We start from the raw sequence: 16,509 nt of genomic DNA on the forward strand, positions 1-16,509 counted from the left end.
GAGCCTAGTGCGCCCTTACTCCCCCGTTTGTGCGCACTTCTGGTCGCTATGGCAGGGAGCTTACCGACCAGAGGTGCGCACAAACGGAGGGGGTCAGGCGTGAGCGGCGGCGCGCCCGGCCTGCCGGCCGCTGAACAGGCATCCGCCGAGGAAGGTACCCTCGGGGCTGCGGTAGCCGTGCACCCCGCCGCCACCGAATCCGCTCGCCTCGCCCGCGGCGTAGAGGCCGGGGATCGGCTGCCCGTCGGCGCCGATCGCCTGGCCGTCGAGGTTCGTCTCGATGCCGCCGAGGCTCTTGCGGGTCAGGATGTGCAGCTTGACCGCGATGAGTGGCCCGGCCTTCGGGTCGAGGATGCGGTGCGGCTTCGCGACTCGGATGAGCTTGTCGCCCAGATAGTTTCGGGCCTGGCGCAACGCATTGACCTGGGCATCCTTGGCGAACTTGTTCGTCAGCTCGCGGTCGCGCGCCTCGATCTCCTCGCGCACGCGCGCGGAGTCGAGTTCGACATCCGGGGAGAGCCTCTGCATGCCCGCGATGAGCTCGTCGAGGGTGTCGGCGACCACGAAATCCTCGCCCTGGCTCTTGAAAGCCTCGACCGGCTCTGTGGCCCCCTTGCCGAGGCGCTGGCGCAGCAGCTCCCGGATGCTCTTGCCGGTCAGATCGGGGTTCTGCTCGCTGCCGCTCAGCGCGAATTCCTTCTCGATGATCCTCTGGGTGAGCACGAACCAGCTGTAGTCGTGGCCGGTCGTGAGGATGTGCTCGAGCGTTCCGAGCGAGTCGAAACCGGGGAAGAGCGGCACCGGAAGGCGCTTGCCGGTCGCGTCGAGCCACACGCTCGACGGGCCGGGCAGGATCCGGATGCCGTGCCTGGCCCAGACCGGCGCGTAGTTCTTGATGCCCTCGACGTAGTGCCACATGCGGTCGCCGTTGATGAGGCTCGCGCCGGCCTTCTCGCTGATGCCGAGCATGCGGCCGTCGACGTGCGCGGGGACTCCGGAGAGCATGTCCTTCGGGGCCTCGCCGAACCGGGCCGGCCATTGCGCGCGCACGAGATCGTGGTTTCCGCCGATCCCGCCGCTCGCGATGATCACGGCCCCGGCGCGGGACTCGAACTCGCCGGCCGCATCGCGGTTGCTCGCCTCGCCGCGCGCCGCGGCATCCGGCTGGAGCACGGTGCCGCGCGCGCCGACGACCGCCCCGCCTTCGACGATGAGCTCGTCGACCCGATGGCGGAACTCGAGCGTGACGAGTCCAGCCTCCACCCCTGCACGAACGCGCTTCACGAACGGTTCGAGGATGCCGGGGCCGGTTCCCCAGACGATGTGGAAGCGGGGGACGGAGTTGCCGTGGCCGGTCGCGGTGTACCCGCCGCGCTCGGCCCAGCCGACGACGGGGAAGAATCGGATGCCCATCCCGCGCAGCCACTCACGCTTCTCGCCCGCGGCGAACTGCAGGTAGGCCTCGGCCCACTGGCGCGGCCAGAGGTCCTCCTCGCGGTCGAAGCCTGCGGTGCCGGCCCAATCCTGGCGGGCGAGGTCGAGGGAGTCCTTGATGCCCATCCGGCGCTGCTCGGGGGAGTCGATGAGAAAGAGCCCGCCGAACGACCACCAGGCCTGCCCGCCGAAGCTCGCCTCCGGCTCCTGCTCGAGGATCGTGACCCGCTTGCCCGCATCGACGAGTTCTGCGGCGGCGACGAGGCCGGCGAGGCCGGCGCCGATCACGATCGCGTCGCTCGTGGTCGTGGCGGTGGTCGTGTCGGCGGCGCTTGTGTCGGGCATCCGTACTCCTTCGTCCGGTCGTTCCAAACTTAGCGAAGCCCGCGGGGACGATGCGGAGTTTCGTCAACGATGCGGCGACCACAGCATCCGCATCGTTGACAATCCTCCGCATGGTTGAACCTGGATGGTTGAACCCCGGATGCTTGAACCCGGCTGAGCGCGTGAGCGCCCGCGGCCGAACGGTGGTGGCCCCGGTCAGGCCCGACCCCGGATGCGACGGCTGAGCGTCGCGGCGGCCGCCGTGACCGCGCGCCCGAAGCGCACCCACTGCGCGTCGTCGACGAGGGTGCGGCGGAAGGTCAGCCCGACGGCGGCAGCGGGGTAGTCGTTGTGGTCGAGGACGACGGCCGCGACCGACGCGTACGCCAGGTCGATATCGCCATTCTCCGTGGCCCAACCGCGCTCGCGGGTCTCCCCGAGCAGATTCACGAGTTCGGCGAGGGAGGCCGGCCCGCGGCTCGTGCGCAAGGGGAGGGGGCGGGAACCGTCGGAAGCGCGGGTCGCACCACCAGCGGGTTCGTCCCGCGAGCCGGAGTAGATCGCCTCGAACTGCGCATCCGGAAGGGACGCGAGCATGGCGCGCCCGGTGGCAGTGAGATGAGCGGGCAGCCGTACTCCGATGCTCGTGACGACGGCGGGCGCGCGAGCGGCGGCGACCTTCGAGGCGTAGACGACATCCGCATGCTGCAGCACGCCGAGGTGGGCGACGACCGGCAGTTTCGTCTCGGCCACAAGGCGTTCGAGCACAGGGGCCGCGAGCCGGGCGAGTGCGCCTGCGGCGAGCACCGACGAGCCGATCTCGCCGAGGAGCGGTGCGAGGGCGAAACCCTGGTGCTCGGGCGAGTGCACGACGAAACCCTCGTCCTGCAGCACGCGCAGCAGGTGGTAGATGCTCGAGCGCGGCAGGTCGAGGTCGCGGCTCATCGTCGCGGCCCGCACCGGCCCGCTGTGCCCGGCCAGGTACCGGATGATGCGCAGCGCACTGCGCGCAGCGGGCACCTCCGTCATCGTTCCTCCCTGTCGGTTGTTCACCCGGCCAAGTCCCAAATGAAGGCGATTCGGCGGGCCGGTGCCGAGAATTCAGGGCAGTTCGCCTTGGGCCTCTGAAATTGCCTTCATTTGGGGCATGCGGCGGGCGGTGGATTGTCTGGTATCTCAGACAGATTATCCCTGTCGACAGGGTCGTGGCATCCGTTTTACGGCTCTAATGAGTGGCATGGCCAACAATCACACCGCAGTCGTCGAGTTAGGGACCGGGGCGCCGACCCGCGCCGACGTGATCGCCGTCGCCCGGGATGGTGCGCACGTCACGCTCGCACCGGATGCCGTGGCGGCGATGGAGCACAGCCGCGCGGTCATCGATTCCCTCGCCTCCGACCCGCAGCCCCACTACGGCGTCTCGACCGGTTTCGGGGCGCTCGCGAGCAAGCACATCCCCTTCGAGCGTCGCGCGCAACTGCAGCGGTCGCTCGTGCGCAGCCACGCGGCCAGCAGCGGCCCCGAGGTCGAGCGCGAGGTCGTGCGGGCGACCATGCTGCTGCGGCTCTCGACGCTCGCAACCGGCCGCACGGGCGTACGCCCCGTCGTCGCAGAGACCTACGTCGCACTGCTCAACGCGGGCATCACCCCCATCGTCGGCGAGTACGGCAGTCTCGGCTGCTCGGGCGACCTCGCCCCGCTCGCCCACTGCGCCCTCGCCTTGCTGGGCGAAGGAATGGTGCGCGACGCCGCCGGCGACCTCGTACCAGCCGAGGACGCCCTGGCCGCCGCCGGTGTCGAGCCCATCGAACTCCACGAGAAGGAGGGCCTCGCCCTCATCAACGGCACCGACGGCATGCTCGGCATGCTCGTCATGGCCATCCACGATCTGCGCGCGCTCGTCACGACCGCGGACCTCGCCGCGGCCATGAGCGTCGAAGGGCTGCAGGGGACCGAGGCGGTCTTCGCGGCCGACCTGCAGGCGCTGCGTCCGCATCCGGGCCAGGCCGACTCTGCCGCCAACCTGCGCGCTGTGCTCGCGGGCTCGCCCATGATCGGCCATCCCGAGGGGTTCACCCGGGTACAGGATGCCTACTCGCTGCGCTGCGCGCCCCAGGTGCACGGCGCGGTGCGCGACACGATCGCCCACGCGACCCTCGTCGCCGAACGCGAACTCGCGAGCGCGATCGACAACCCCGTCGTGACGCTCGACGACCGGCTGGAGTCGAACGGCAACTTCCACGGGGCACCGCTCGGCTACGTGCTCGACTTCCTCGCGATAGCGGTCGCCGACCTCGCCTCGATGAGCGAGCGGCGCACCGACCGCTTCCTGGATGTCGCCCGCAACCACGGCCTGAACGCCTTCCTCGCCGCCGACCCCGGCGTCGACTCCGGACACATGATCGCCCAGTACACGCAGGCGGGGATCGTGAGCGAGCTGAAGCGCCTCGCGATGCCGGCATCCGTCGACTCGATCCCGTCATCCGCCATGCAGGAGGACCACGTGTCGATGGGCTGGAGCGCCGCCCGCAAACTGCGTCGGGCGATCGACGGGCTCGGCAGGGTCATCGCGATCGAACTGCTCACGAGTGCGCGTGCCATGGACCTGCGCGCCCCGATCCAGCCCGGCCCGGTCGCCAGCGCGGTACGGGCCCGGCTTCGCACTCGGGTGGAAGGACCGGCCACCGACCGCTACCTGGCCCCGGAGATCGCGGCCGCCCACGACATGGTGCTCGACGGCTCGCTGCTCGCGGCTGCGGCATCCGTCGTCTCGACAGCAGGAGGAGAGCTCGTATGATCGGCGCACGGCCCGTGAGGGCACACCGCGGAACCCAGTTGCACACGCTCGGCTGGCCTCAGGAGGCGGCACTGCGGATGCTGCAGAACAACCTCGACCCGGAGGTCGCCGAGCATCCGGATGACCTGGTCGTCTATGGCGGAACCGGCAAGGCCGCCCGCGACTGGGCCAGCTTCGACGCGATCGTGCGCACGCTCGAGACGCTGCGGGGCGACGAGACGATGCTCGTGCAGTCCGGCAAGCCGGTCGGCGTGCTGCAAACGCACGAGTGGGCACCGCGCGTGCTCATCGCGAACTCGAACCTCGTCGGCGACTGGGCGAACTGGGACGAGTTCCGCCGCCTCGAGCAGCTCGGGCTCACGATGTACGGCCAGATGACGGCCGGATCCTGGATCTACATCGGCACGCAGGGCATCCTGCAGGGCACCTACGAGACGTTCTCCGCGGTCGCCGCGAAACGGTTCTCGGGAAGTCTCGCCGGCACGATCACCCTCACCGGCGGACTCGGCGGCATGGGCGGCGCGCAGCCGCTCGCCGTCACCATGAACGACGGCGTCGCGATCTGCGTCGACGTCGACCCGAGCCGCATCGCCCGGCGCCTTGAGCACCGCTACCTCGACGTGGAGGCCCGCTCGCTCGAGGAGGCGCTCCAGCTCGCCTACGACGCCCGTGACAACCGGAAGTCCTTGAGCATCGGCCTGCTCGGCAACGCGGCCGACGTGTTCCCGCGCATGCTCGCCCAGGGCGCCGAGATCGACATCGTGACCGACCAGACGAGCGCGCACGACCCGCTCGCCTACCTGCCGCTCGAGTACTCCTTCGACGAGTGGGAGGCGGCGCGCACGAAGGACCCGGTCGGCTTCGCGGATGCCGCCCGCCACTCCATGGCGAAGCAGGTCGAGGCGATGGTCGGCTTCCAGAAGGCCGGCGCCGAGGTGTTCGACTACGGCAACAACATCCGCACCGAGGCTTTGGCGGCCGGGTTCGCCGACGCCTTCGCGTTCCCCGGCTTCGTGCCCGCCTACATCCGCCCGCTGTTCAGCGAGGGCAAGGGCCCGTTCCGGTGGGCTGCGCTCTCCGGCGACCCCGCGGACATCGCGGCGACCGACCGGGCGATCCTCGAGTTGTTCCCGGAGAACGCCTCGCTCGCGAAGTGGATTCGGATGGCGGGGGAGCGCGTGCACTTCCAGGGGCTGCCCGCACGCATCTGCTGGCTCGGCTACGGGGAGCGCGACCGCGCGGGGCTGCGGTTCAACGAGCTCGTCGCGTCGGGCGAGATCTCTGCGCCCATCGTGATCGGCCGCGATCACCTCGACTCGGGGTCGGTCGCCTCCCCGTACCGGGAGACCGAGGCGATGAAGGACGGCTCGGATGCCATCGCGGACTGGCCACTGCTGAACGCGCTCGTGAACGCCTCGTCGGGGGCGACCTGGGTGTCGATCCACCACGGCGGTGGGGTCGGCATCGGGCGCTCCATCCACGCCGGGCAGGTCACGGTCGCCGATGGCACGCCGCTCGCCGCCGAGAAGCTCGCGAGGGTGCTCAGCAACGATCCGGGCATGGGCGTGATCCGGCATGTCGACGCCGGGTATGACGAGGCGATCGAGGTCGCCGAAAGGCTGCACGTTCGGGTGCCGATGCGCGAGACTGGGGCCTGATGGATCACTCAGCGCTTCCCACCGACCCGCTCTGGCCGCGCGCCGGTAACTGGCCCGCGCCATCCGGCCACTCGGACTTCGCCCTCATCGGTGTGCCGACCTGGCGCACCTCCATCTCGGCGACGAACGCAGGGCACACTCCGGATGCCGTGCGCGCCATGATCCCGCGCTACAGCCAGTTCTCGCACTCCGGGGGCCGTGAGCTCACCTTCGCCGACCACGGCGATGTACTCGACCCGGATCTCGACGAGCGGGGCGCGGTCGCGGCGGTCGCGGCGGTCGACGCCGAGCTCCTCGTCGCCCTCGGCGGCGACAACGCCGCGACAGTGCCGACGGCGCTCGGTCGCTGGGGTGACCGACTCGCAACCGCCGGTCTTGTGACCGTCGACGCGCACTACGACCTGCGGGACGGGGTGTCCAACGGCTCCCCGGTCCGCCGCCTGATCGAGGCGGGGCTCGACGGCCGAAGGGTCGTTCAGGTCGGGATATCCGACTTCGCCAACTCCGGCGAATACGCTGCGCGTGCCCGTGACCTCGGGATCACGGTCGTGCTGCGCGATGAACTCCTGGGGCGGCCGATCGCGGACGTCATGGCCGAGGCCTTCGAGATCGCAGGCTCCGCCGGCGGACCGATCCACGTCGACCTCGACGTCGATGTCTGCGACCGCTCGGTCGCGCCCGCATGCCCGGCATCCGTACCCGGCGGCATTGCGGCGCACGAGTTGCGGGCGGCGGCGCGGGCGGCAGGCAGGCACGGCCAGGTCGAGTCGATCGACCTCGTCGAGGTGGATGCGAGCGCTGACACGCCCGATGCCCGCACCATCCGCCTCGTGGCGCTGTGCGTGCTCGAGGCGGCTGCAGGTCTGGCGCAGCGACCATGAGCACTCTCGTCGACAATATCGGCCTGCTCGTCACGAACGAGGCGGACCGCTCCGAGCGCGAGAACGCCGCGCTCGTGATCGACGACGGGCGTGTCGCCTGGGTCGGAGATGCCGGCTCTGCCCCGGATGCCGATGAGCGCATCGACGCGGAGGGCCGCTGTGTCATCCCCGGCTTCGTCGACAGCCACAGCCACCTCGTGTTCGCTGGGGATCGCTCCGACGAGTTCGAGGCCCGGATGACCGGGCAGAAGTATGCCGCGGGCGGTATCCGTCGAACGGTCGGTCTCACGCGAGAGGCGACGGATGCCGAACTCGCCGCGAATGCGAGCCGTCTCGTCGCCGAGATGCGCGCGCAGGGCACCACGACCGTCGAGATCAAGAGCGGCTACGGCCTCACGACCGTGGACGAGGCGCGTTCCCTCGCCATCGCGAAGGCCTTCACGAGCGAGACGACGTATCTCGGTGCGCACGTCGTGCCGGCCGAGTTCGCCGACGACCCGGCTGGATACGTCGCCCTCGTGACGGGGGAGATGCTCGACGCCTGCGTCCCGCACGCGAAGTGGATCGACGTGTTCTGCGACGACGGTGCATTCGACGTCGACCAGGCTCGGGTGATACTCAGGGCCGGGATGGCGAGCGGGCTCGGCGCACGGATGCACGGTGCGCAGCTCGCGCCATCGGGTGCCGTGCGGCTCGCTGTCGAGCTGGGGGCGGCATCCGTCGATCACTGCACCTTCCTCACCGACGCGGACGTCGATGCTCTCGCGGGCTCGGACACCGTGGCAACCCTGCTGCCGGGAGTCGAGTTCTCGACCCGCCAGCCGTATCCGGATGCCCGCCGCCTCCTCGACGCGGGTGTCACCGTCGCGCTCGCCTGCGACTGCAATCCGGGCTCGAGCTTCACGTCGTCGATGCCGTTCTGCATGGCCGTCGCCGTGCGGGAGATGCGCTTCAGCCCCGCGGAGGCGCTGTGGGCGGCGACGGCGGGGGGAGCGGCGGCGCTGCGCCGCACCGATGTCGGGGGGCTGGCCGTCGGTCAGCGCGCGGATCTCGTCATCCTCGACGCCCCCAGCTACGTGCATCTCGCCTACCGCCCCGGCGTGCCGCTCGTGCAGCGGGTCGTCACGGCGTCCTGACGGTACCGCGCCGGGCCGCGCCGCCGCGCCGCGCCGGGCCGCGCCGCGGTGCCGAGCTGCGCTGCCGAGCTGCGCTGCCCAGCTGCGCTGCGCGCTACCCTTCGAGAGCCTCAGGGGACGCTCGACCGGCGGGATGTCCCGCGGGCTCGCACGGTGGCCATGACCGCTGGTTGAGTAGCATCGCGCAGCGACGCGCATCGAAACCACCTGAAGAATTCAGTCCCGCCCGATCTTCAATTGCTCCTTGACACCGAGCCCGACCTGAACGACGGCCAGCCCGAGTGCGACCCAGCCGAGCCAGTTTCCCCAGACGAGTAACAGGACGCCGGCCAGTCCGAGCGGAATCGCCGAGAGGTAGACGAGGAGAACGAACTTGCGGGGGTTGCCTGCTGCGGGAACATCGTCTTCTGCCACCGGTCCAGCATCCATCGTGTCGCGGCCGCCGCGCAAGGGAATCCCTCACGAGATGCGGCAAATCCGGAGTGCGACGACGGTTCTACCCCGAACTTGCCGCAGTTCGCGGGCTCCCTTCGCAGCGCACCGCCCCGACGCGCCAGGCATAGGAGGTCGTCCGAAGTACTCCGCCCGCTACTCGTCGAAGGTGTTGACGAGCGAGTGCGCGGCCCGGTCGAGGTAGCCCCAGAAGGTCGCATCCTGCAGGGGTGGGAGCTCGAGCGAGTCGAGGGCGGCGCGCATGTGTCCGAGCCAGCGATCGCGGGCATCCGGGTTCACTGTGAATGCGACGTGCCTCATCCGCAGGCGCGGGTGACCGCGTTCCTGGCTGTAGGTGGTCGGCCCGCCCCAGTACTGCTGAAGGAACGAGCTCAGCCGATGGATCGCCCCCTCGAGATCCTGCTGCGGGTACATCGGCCAGAGCACCGGGTCGGTCTGCACGCCCTCGTAGAAGCGCCGCACGAGCCGGTCGAAGGTCTCGCTGCCGCCGATCGCGTGGAACAGCTCGCCCTGCGCGGCCGGCCCGCCCTCGCCGACGCGCAGGGTCACCGGGCTCGATATGCGGGCGGTAGTCGGCTGGTCGGCTTCGAGTCGATCGCTGCGCGATCCCTCAGCCAACGGCTCCTCGCTCACGCCGTACCCTCTTCATCGGCCTTCGTCTCCTGCTTCGCAGGGCCGACCGCCGGCCGCCGGTCGTCGAGGATCATCCGGTTGAGGGAGGGCACGTTGACACCGAGGCCGTCGAGGGCGAGCTTGATCCGCATCCGCAGTTCGCGCGCGATATCCCACTGGTCGGGGGAGCGCGTCTTGACGACGAGCCGCACGACGAGGGCCTCCGCGGTGACCGATTCGACGCCCCAGATCTCGGGTGTCTCGAGCACCTTCCGACGCCACTGGGGGTCGGTGGCGAGCCCCTTCGCGGTCGTGAGGATCGTCTCCTTCACCTCCTCGAGGTCGGCGTGGTACGGCACGGGCAGGTCGATGATGACCCGCGCCCAGCCCTGCGACTTGTTGCCGACGCGCAGGATCTCCCCGTTGCGCACATGCCAGAGCGTGCCGTTGACGTCCCGGATGCTCGTGATCCGCACGCCGACCGACTCGACCGTCCCCGAGGCGACGCCGAGGTCGACGACATCCCCGATGCCGAACTGGTCTTCGAAGACCATGAACATGCCGTTCAGGATGTCCTTGACGAGGTTCTGCGCGCCGAAGGCGAGCCCGGCGGCCACGACGCCGGCCGCACCGAGGATGCCGAGCACCGGAACCCCGAGCACGTCGAGGATGAGCACGAGCGCGGCACCCATGACGACGACGGTGAGCACGCTGTTGATGACCGTGCCGAGTGTGCGGGTGCGCTGCACGATGCGTGCGGCATACAGGGGAGCGGATGCCAGCTCCTGCGTCTCCTCGACGTTGTGGGTCTTCTTGACGCCGGTGATGACACGTTCGATCGAGCGGCGAAGGATGACGAGCAGCAACCAGCGCAGCAGGAACGCGCCGACGACGATGCCGACAATGGTGATCGGCACGCGCCACTCGACGATGAAGCCGCCGAGCGTCGTCCAGAGAACCTGCCAGTCCATGCGGCTACCTCACGTCGGCCGCCTGCGCCGCGAGCGCGCGCTCCACGCCGGCGAGGTTCTCGGTCACGAGCCGGCGCAGCGCCGGGATGTCCGGGTTCGCATCGAGCCAGGCCTTGGTCGCGTCGATGAGGGCCTGTGACGCCAGCGGTGCTGGATACAACCCGACGATGAGCGTCTCGGCGATGTGGTAGCTGCGACTTGTCCACAGGTCACCCAGCGACGCGAAGTACTTCGCCACGACTGCGTCGAGCGACGACGGGTCATTGACGTGCTGGTAGCCGAGCGCCGTGTTGCGCACGATCGCGTTGGGCAGCTCATCCGAGTCGACGAGCGAGGCGAAGGCAGCGAGCTTCGCTTCGGAGGTCGCGAACGTCGCCCGCGCGCGAGCGGCAGCCTGCTGTCCGTTGGCCGTGTTGTCCTTCGCGAGCGCCGCATCGATGTCGGCGGGGGTTGCGGCCCCGTTGAGCACGAGGCCCTCGAGCAGCTCCCATCCGAGGTCGGTGTCGATCGTCAGGCCTTCGAGTACGACCGTGCCGTCGAGCAGTCCGCGCAGGGCGCTCACGTGGTCGCCCGTGGAAGCGACCTGGGCAAAGAACTTCACGAACTGGAATTGTGCGTCGGAGGCGGGTGCGGCGAGCTGGGCGAGCGTCCACAGGTCGGAGCCGACCTTCTCGATCGTCTTGGCGCGGTCGACCGGCGCGACGTACTGCCGCGCGACGAGCAGCAACTGGCTGAGAGTAGTGCGAATGGTGGTGCTCTCGGTCTCGGTCGCGATGTTGCCGAGGACGAGCTTCACGTAGTCGCTCGCGGGGGTCTCGGCGTCGCGCGTCGAGTCCCACACCGAGCCCCAGACGAGGGCGCGCGCGAGCGGGTTCTCGATGTCCTTCAGGTGCTCGATCGCGACGGCGAGCGAGTCTGCGTCGAGGCGGATCTTCGCGTAGGCGAGGTCGTCGTCGTTGATGAGCACGAGATCCGGCTTCGCCATCCCGACGAGATCCGGCACCTCGGTGCGCTCGCCGTCGACATCCAACTCGACCCGGTGCGAGCGGACGAGCTTGCCGCCCTGCAGGTCGTAGAGGCCGATCGCGAGACGGTGCGGGCGAATCGTGGGGTAGTCCGGGGCGGCGCTCTGCAGCACGGCGAAGCCCGTGAAGTTCCCGCTGTCGTCCTTCTCGAAGGAGGGGCGCAGCGTGTTCACGCCGGCCGTCTCCAGCCACAGCTTCGACCACTCGGTGAGCTTGCGCCCGCTCGTGATCTCCAGCTCGGCGAGCAGGTCCTTGAGCTCCGTGTTGCCCCACTCATGCTTCTTGAAGTACGCGGCGACGCCGGCGAAGAACTCGTCCTCGCCGACCCAGGCGACGAGCTGCTTGAGCACCGAACCGCCCTTGGCGTAGGTGATCCCGTCGAAGTTGACCTGGACATCCTCGAGGTCGTTGATCGTGGCGACGACCGGATGCGTCGACGGCAGCTGGTCCTGGCGGTACGCCCAGCTCTTCTCCATCGCCTGGAAGGTGGTCCAGGCCTCGGTCCACTCCGTCGCGTTCGCCGTGGAGATCGTGGAGGCCCACTCGGCGAAGGACTCGTTGAGCCACAGGTCGTTCCACCACTTCATGGTCACGAGGTCGCCGAACCACATGTGGGCGAGCTCGTGCAGGATCGTGACGACGCGACGCTCCTTGATCGCGTCCGTCACCTTCGAGCGGAAGACGTAGGTCTCCGTGAAGGTGATCGCGCCCGCGTTCTCCATGGCGCCCGCGTTGAATTCGGGGACAAAGAGCTGGTCGTACTTCTCGAAGGGGTAGGCGTAGTCGAACTTCTCCTCGTAGTACGCGAAGCCCTTGCGCGTGATGTCGAAGATGTAGTCGGCGTCGAGGTACTGGCTGAGCGACTTGCGCGAATAGATCCCGAGCGGGATCGTGCGTCCGTCACGGCTCGTGAGCTCGCTCTCGACCTTCGCGTAGGGACCGGCGACGATCGCGGTGATGTAGGAGGAGATGCGCGGGGTGGTCTTGAACACCCAGGTTGCGCTCCCTTCTCGCCCTGAGCCCGTCGAAGGGGCGGCGGTGCGCGACTCCACCGGCTGGTTGCTCACGACCTCCCAGGCGTCGGGCGCGGTCACGGTGAAGCGGAACGTCGCCTTGAGGTCGGGCTGCTCGAAGACCGCGAACACGCGGCGGGAGTCCGGCACCTCGAACTGCGAGTAGAGGTACACCTCGCCGTCGACCGGGTCGACGAAGCGGTGCAGGCCCTCGCCGGAGTTCGTGTATTCGGCATCCGCGACGACCGTGAGCACGTTGTCGGCGGCGAGGCCGTCCAGCCGGATGCGCATGCCGTCGGCAGCGGACGTGTCGACGGCGGCACCGTTGAGCTCGATCGAATGAACCGTGCGGGTGAACGCGTCGATGAAGGTGGATGCGCCGGCCGTCGCGGAGAACCGGACGGTCGTCGTGCTGCGGAACACCTCGGCTCCGGTCGTGAGGTCGAGCGTGACGTCGTAGCTGTCAACGCTGACGAGCGCCTTGCGCTCCTGGGCTTCGACGCGGGTGAGATTGTCTCCTGGCACGGGGGCTCCTTCGTGGGGATCGTCGTTGCGCGCAGGCGGATCGGCCCGGCATCGATCTCCCAGCCTAGTATTCGCCACTGGACGCCGTCAGCGCGGGGTCCGGGCCCGGCGTAGGTTAGTTGTTATGTCAACGAATCCCTCAGCTCCTTCCCCTGCCGCCACCACCCACGTCGACTTCTGGTTCGACCCTTCGTGCCCCTGGGCGTGGATGACGAGCCGCTGGGTGGATGAGGTCGCGAAGCACCGGGATCTCGATGTGACCTGGCACATCATGAGCCTCGCCGTGCTCAACGAGGACAAGGACGTCTCCGAGAGCTACCGCGCGTTCTTCCCCCGCGCGCTGCGCTACACGCGTCTCGTCGCGGCCGTGCGCGAGCTCGAGGGCCAGGATGCCGTCAAACCGCTCTACGACGCGCTCGGCATCCGCATCCATCCGGGCGGGTCGAAGAACCCCGACGAGGTCATCCCTGCGGCGCTCGCCGAGCTGGGCCTTCCCGCCGAGTACCTGCGCTACGCCGACAGCGACGAGTACGACGAGCAGCTGCGGGCGAGCCACTTCGACGGGATCAACCGCGTCGGACAGGATGTCGGCACCCCCGTCATCGCGGTCGACGGCGTCGCGTTCTTCGGGCCGGTGATCTCACCCGCGCCGAAGGGCGAGCAGGCCCTCGCCCTGTGGGACGGCGTCGTCGCGGCGGCGCGCTACGACGGCTTCTTCGAACTCAAGCGCTCCAGGACCCGCGAGCCGATCTTCGACTGACGCCTCGTCGAGCACTGGGGTCTCGTCGAGCACGGCGCGGCAGTCGGAGATCGCGCGGCGCAGCACCTTGCGCAGCAGGGTATCCGCTCCGGGGGAGCAGGCCTGGGCGATGCCGAGCACTCCAGTGCGGATGACCGACTCGGCCATCCGGGATACCGCGCGCTCGCGGGCGGCGGTCGCATTCTGCGCGACGAAGTCCTCCGCCCAGCGTGCCGCGAGCGGCGCCTTCGAGAAGGCGTCGTCGATGCGCGCGGAGAGTTCGCCGTCGTCCGGATGCCCGAGCAGGGCCAGACGCATCCGGCAGGAGAGGATGCCGACTGCCAGTGCGCGCTGGCGCTCCTCGCTCGCGATGGGCAGGGCGCTCGTGGCGACCCGCAGCGCCAGGAGGATCTCGATGCGACGGTCGTCGCCGTTCAGTCCGATCACCGAGGGGATGAGTTCGGCGAGCCGGGAGCGTGCACGGTCTGAGGTGCAGTCGTTGACCATCCGGGCGAGGAAGGCGAGTGCGGGGTGCGTGCAGGCGGGATGGTCGCTCCATCGCTCGCCGGCGAGCCAGGAGGCGAACTCCATGAAACAGGCGCCCGAGCGCGGGGATCGGTGGCGCCCGGGGGACAGGATCGGGACGAGCGTAGGACCGAGATCCGTGGACGATGTCATCGCTGGCCTCCCAACCGAACGAGGAACCCTGCTTCCAGTGTCCTCCTCGTTGCGCGTTACCGCCAGCGTCGCGCTCCATTGACGGAGCACTGTCAGCCGTGAGCGTTACGTTGCCGGAATGGACGAAAAGGAACTCTTCCTCCAGTCGGATGCCGCGTTGCGCTCCGTCATCGACCGGATCGCACCTGAGCAGCTCGGGCTCGCCGCCCCCGCCGAGTGGTCGAGGAAACAGAACCCGACACTGCGCGACATCCTCGCATCGCACACGCTCGACGAGCTCTGGGTGCCCGACATGCTGGCGGGCCGCACGATCGAGGAGGTCGGCGATCGGTACTCCGGTGACCTGCTCGGGGATGACCCGATCGCGAGCTACGACCGCGCTCACGACGGAGCGACCGCAGCAGTCGACGCCCACCTCGACCTGGACGCCGTGGCCCATTTGAGCTACGGGGACTTCCCGGTGCGGGAGTATCTCGTGCACATCAGCATCTACCGGGCCTTCCAGGCCTGGCTGATTGCGAAGCTCCTCGGCATCGGATACTCGCTGCCGCCGGAGCTCGTCGAGGGATTGTGGGAGCACGTCGGACCCCAGGTCGACGCCCTCCGGGAAATGGGCGTCTTCCCGCCGGAGATCGCGGTGGCGCCGGATGCCGACAGCGAGACCAGACTGCTGGCCAGGGTCGGCTACTTCGTTCCGTAGGCCGTCTCGAGCCGGGCCGCCGCCCTACCTACACTGGAGCCATGCGCATCCACATCGCGACCGACCACGCGGGCCTCGAATTCAGCCGCGACCTGCAGGAGCACCTTCGGGCGGCAGGTCACGAGGTCATCGATCACGGCCCCGCCGAGTACGACGCCCTCGACGACTACCCCTCGTTCTGCATCAACGCGGCGATCGGCGTCATCGTCGACCAGCAGGCAGGCGTCGAGGCGCTCGGCGTGGTCTTCGGGGGCTCCGGCAACGGCGAGCAGATGGCGGCGAACAAGGTGCGCGGGGTGCGTGCGGCACTCGTCTGGAGCAGGTCGACCGCGCAGCTCGCCCGCGAGCACAACGACGCGAACGTCATCTCGATCGGCGCGCGCCAGCACACCGTCGAGGAGGCGATCGAGTTCATCGACCTCTTCATCGCCACGCCGTTCTCCGGCGAGGAGCGCCACGCCCGCCGTATCGCCCAGCTCACCGAGTACGAGGACACCGGGGCGATCGCCGGCAAGCAGGTCGACTGACATGCCAGAGGGCCACTCCGTTCACCGCATCGCCAACCAGTTCGAGGCACACTTCGTCGGCGAACGCGTCGCCGTCACATCCCCTCAGGGCAGGTTCGCCGCCGGTGCGGCCCGGCTCGACGGGTTGACGATGACCGACGCCCAGGCGGTCGGCAAGCAGCTGTTCCTCGAGTTCGCCGAGGCAGAGGATGCTCCGCGCCGGTGGCTGCGCGTACACCTCGGCATCTACGGCGCCTGGGACTTCGCCGGGGACGTCAGCGTCGACGCCTCCGCGCTCGCGGCCGGCGGCAGGATCGGGCAGACGGGCATGAAAGGCGTCGGAGACGGAACGCAGAGCGGTGCCGGCACCCAGGGCGAGAACGAGGACTCCCTCGCGTCCATCGGCGCCCCACGCCGCACCCGGCTCCGTATGGCCGAGTCCGAGAAGGAGACCGAACTCTCGGAGTTCCCTTCGCCGCCCGTCGGGCAGGTGCGGGTGCGCCTCCTCACCGACACCGCCGTCGCCGACCTCCGGGGTCCCACCGCGTGCGAAGTCCTCACGCCGGAGGAGGTCGCCGCCGTGATCGCGACGCTGGGGCCCGACCCCATCGTCGACCCGGGGCAGGCATCCGAGGATCGCTTCGTGGAAGCCGTGCGCAAGCGGCGCACCCCTATCGGGCTCCTGCTCATGGACCAGTCCGTCGTCGCCGGCATCGGCAACGTGTACCGAGCCGAACTGCTCTACCGCGCCAGACTCAACCCCCACACACCTGGCAACGTCCTGCCCGAGGATGTCGCGCGGACGCTGTGGCGCGACTGGGAGCACCTCCTGAACGTCGGCGTGCGGACCGGGCAGATGCTCACCATGGACGACCTCGACGCGGAAGGCTACGCCCGAGCACTCGCGAGCCGCGACGACCGGCACTGGGTGTACCGCCGCGCCGGGCTTCCCTGCCGCACCTGCGGGACTCACATCGTGCTCGAGCTGGCGGCCGCCCGAAAACTGTACTGGTGCCCGGTCTGCCAGGCGTGACGCGCTGAACCGACCGGCCCCAGC

Annotated in this window: 15 protein-coding genes; 8 read left to right on the forward strand and 7 right to left on the reverse strand. The window is 69.4% G+C overall.

Annotated elements, in window-relative coordinates; genetic code table 11:
• Positions 1–93 precede the first annotated feature (93 nt).
• Positions 94–1,779 carry an FAD-binding dehydrogenase gene (locus ABD678_RS08125; RefSeq protein ID WP_344755533.1) on the reverse strand — a complete coding sequence of 562 codons (1,686 nt, stop codon included), beginning with the start codon at positions 1,777–1,779 and terminating at the stop codon, positions 94–96.
• Positions 1,780–1,974: 195 nt separating this feature from the next.
• Complete coding sequence (locus tag ABD678_RS08130) at positions 1,975–2,787, reverse strand: IclR family transcriptional regulator (RefSeq protein WP_344755535.1); 813 nt, start codon at positions 2,785–2,787, stop codon at positions 1,975–1,977.
• 208 nt (positions 2,788–2,995) lie between these two features.
• On the opposite strand from ABD678_RS08130, the gene hutH reads away from it, so the two are divergent.
• Genes hutH through hutI form a run of 4 tightly spaced genes read left to right on the forward strand, consistent with a single transcriptional unit; the run spans position 2,996 to position 8,230 of the window.
• Positions 2,996–4,555, forward strand: a complete 1,560-nt coding sequence (gene hutH / locus ABD678_RS08135; protein ID WP_344755537.1) for a histidine ammonia-lyase — start codon at positions 2,996–2,998, stop codon at positions 4,553–4,555.
• Positions 4,552–6,213 carry a urocanate hydratase gene (hutU, locus tag ABD678_RS08140; RefSeq protein ID WP_344755539.1) on the forward strand — a complete coding sequence of 554 codons (1,662 nt, stop codon included), beginning with the start codon at positions 4,552–4,554 and terminating at the stop codon, positions 6,211–6,213. The genes hutH and hutU overlap by 4 nt, the downstream gene beginning before the upstream one ends.
• The gene (locus ABD678_RS08145; RefSeq protein ID WP_344755541.1) at positions 6,213–7,094 is read left to right on the forward strand and encodes an arginase family protein; all 882 of its coding nucleotides are present in this window, start codon (positions 6,213–6,215) and stop codon (positions 7,092–7,094) included. Before hutU ends, ABD678_RS08145 begins: the two co-directional genes overlap by 1 nt.
• Complete coding sequence (hutI, locus tag ABD678_RS08150; RefSeq protein ID WP_344755543.1) at positions 7,091–8,230, forward strand: imidazolonepropionase; 1,140 nt, start codon at positions 7,091–7,093, stop codon at positions 8,228–8,230. The genes ABD678_RS08145 and hutI overlap by 4 nt, the downstream gene beginning before the upstream one ends.
• Before the next feature lie 216 nt (positions 8,231–8,446).
• Here hutI and ABD678_RS08155 read toward each other — a convergent pair whose 3' ends face one another.
• The 4 genes from ABD678_RS08155 to pepN all read right to left on the reverse strand — a co-directional run bounded on the left by ABD678_RS08155 (position 8,447) and on the right by pepN (position 12,829).
• The gene (locus ABD678_RS08155; RefSeq protein ID WP_344755545.1) at positions 8,447–8,644 is read right to left on the reverse strand and encodes a hypothetical protein; all 198 of its coding nucleotides are present in this window, start codon (positions 8,642–8,644) and stop codon (positions 8,447–8,449) included.
• Between the two features lie 174 nt (positions 8,645–8,818).
• The gene (locus ABD678_RS08160; protein ID WP_425561978.1) at positions 8,819–9,226 is read right to left on the reverse strand and encodes a globin; all 408 of its coding nucleotides are present in this window, start codon (positions 9,224–9,226) and stop codon (positions 8,819–8,821) included.
• 86 nt (positions 9,227–9,312) lie between these two features.
• Positions 9,313–10,266 (reverse strand): mechanosensitive ion channel family protein, encoded by a 954-nt coding sequence (locus tag ABD678_RS08165; RefSeq protein WP_344755547.1) that lies wholly within the window; start codon positions 10,264–10,266, stop codon positions 9,313–9,315.
• 4 nt (positions 10,267–10,270) lie between these two features.
• On the reverse strand, positions 10,271–12,829 hold the full coding sequence (gene pepN, locus ABD678_RS08170; RefSeq protein WP_344755548.1) for an aminopeptidase N: 2,559 nt from the start codon (positions 12,827–12,829) through the stop codon (positions 10,271–10,273).
• A 124-nt stretch (positions 12,830–12,953) separates the two neighbouring features.
• Between pepN and ABD678_RS08175 the strand changes: the two genes are divergently transcribed.
• Complete coding sequence (locus ABD678_RS08175) at positions 12,954–13,589, forward strand: mycothiol-dependent nitroreductase Rv2466c family protein (protein WP_344755549.1); 636 nt, start codon at positions 12,954–12,956, stop codon at positions 13,587–13,589.
• On the opposite strand, the gene ABD678_RS08180 is transcribed toward ABD678_RS08175, so the two are convergent.
• Positions 13,470–14,246 carry a hypothetical protein gene (locus ABD678_RS08180; RefSeq protein ID WP_344755551.1) on the reverse strand — a complete coding sequence of 259 codons (777 nt, stop codon included), beginning with the start codon at positions 14,244–14,246 and terminating at the stop codon, positions 13,470–13,472. The genes ABD678_RS08175 and ABD678_RS08180 overlap by 120 nt on opposite strands.
• A 118-nt stretch (positions 14,247–14,364) precedes the next feature.
• Between ABD678_RS08180 and ABD678_RS08185 the strand changes: the two genes are divergently transcribed.
• Genes ABD678_RS08185 through ABD678_RS08195 form a run of 3 tightly spaced genes read left to right on the forward strand, consistent with a single transcriptional unit; the run spans position 14,365 to position 16,485 of the window.
• On the forward strand, positions 14,365–14,946 hold the full coding sequence (locus tag ABD678_RS08185; RefSeq protein WP_344755553.1) for a hypothetical protein: 582 nt from the start codon (positions 14,365–14,367) through the stop codon (positions 14,944–14,946).
• Positions 14,947–14,987: 41 nt separating this feature from the next.
• Entirely contained in the window at positions 14,988–15,473 is a 486-nt protein-coding gene (locus tag ABD678_RS08190; protein ID WP_344755555.1) for a ribose-5-phosphate isomerase, read from the forward strand.
• A 1-nt stretch (position 15,474) separates the two neighbouring features.
• Entirely contained in the window at positions 15,475–16,485 is a 1,011-nt protein-coding gene (locus ABD678_RS08195) for an Fpg/Nei family DNA glycosylase (protein ID WP_344755557.1), read from the forward strand.
• Positions 16,486–16,509 lie beyond the last annotated feature (24 nt).

Source organism: Leifsonella bigeumensis, from assembly GCF_039537265.1.
GTDB lineage: Bacteria > Actinomycetota > Actinomycetes > Actinomycetales > Microbacteriaceae > Terrimesophilobacter > Terrimesophilobacter bigeumensis.

Bases quoted from the DNA above. Each gene is read 5' to 3' on its own strand.
- ABD678_RS08185 (WP_344755553.1), top strand. From the start codon at position 14,365: ATGGACGAAAAGGAACTCTTCCTCCAGTCGGATGCCGCGTTGCGCTCC.
- ABD678_RS08130 (WP_344755535.1), bottom strand. From the start codon at position 2,787: ATGACGGAGGTGCCCGCTGCGCGCAGTGCGCTGCGCATCATCCGGTAC.
- hutI (WP_344755543.1), top strand. From the start codon at position 7,091: ATGAGCACTCTCGTCGACAATATCGGCCTGCTCGTCACGAACGAGGCG.
- ABD678_RS08125 (WP_344755533.1), bottom strand. From the start codon at position 1,779: ATGCCCGACACAAGCGCCGCCGACACGACCACCGCCACGACCACGAGC.
- ABD678_RS08180 (WP_344755551.1), bottom strand. From the start codon at position 14,246: ATGACATCGTCCACGGATCTCGGTCCTACGCTCGTCCCGATCCTGTCC.
- hutU (WP_344755539.1), top strand. From the start codon at position 4,552: ATGATCGGCGCACGGCCCGTGAGGGCACACCGCGGAACCCAGTTGCAC.
- hutH (WP_344755537.1), top strand. From the start codon at position 2,996: ATGGCCAACAATCACACCGCAGTCGTCGAGTTAGGGACCGGGGCGCCG.
- ABD678_RS08165 (WP_344755547.1), bottom strand. From the start codon at position 10,266: ATGGACTGGCAGGTTCTCTGGACGACGCTCGGCGGCTTCATCGTCGAG.
- ABD678_RS08195 (WP_344755557.1), top strand. From the start codon at position 15,475: ATGCCAGAGGGCCACTCCGTTCACCGCATCGCCAACCAGTTCGAGGCA.
- ABD678_RS08190 (WP_344755555.1), top strand. From the start codon at position 14,988: ATGCGCATCCACATCGCGACCGACCACGCGGGCCTCGAATTCAGCCGC.
- ABD678_RS08145 (WP_344755541.1), top strand. From the start codon at position 6,213: ATGGATCACTCAGCGCTTCCCACCGACCCGCTCTGGCCGCGCGCCGGT.
- ABD678_RS08175 (WP_344755549.1), top strand. From the start codon at position 12,954: ATGTCAACGAATCCCTCAGCTCCTTCCCCTGCCGCCACCACCCACGTC.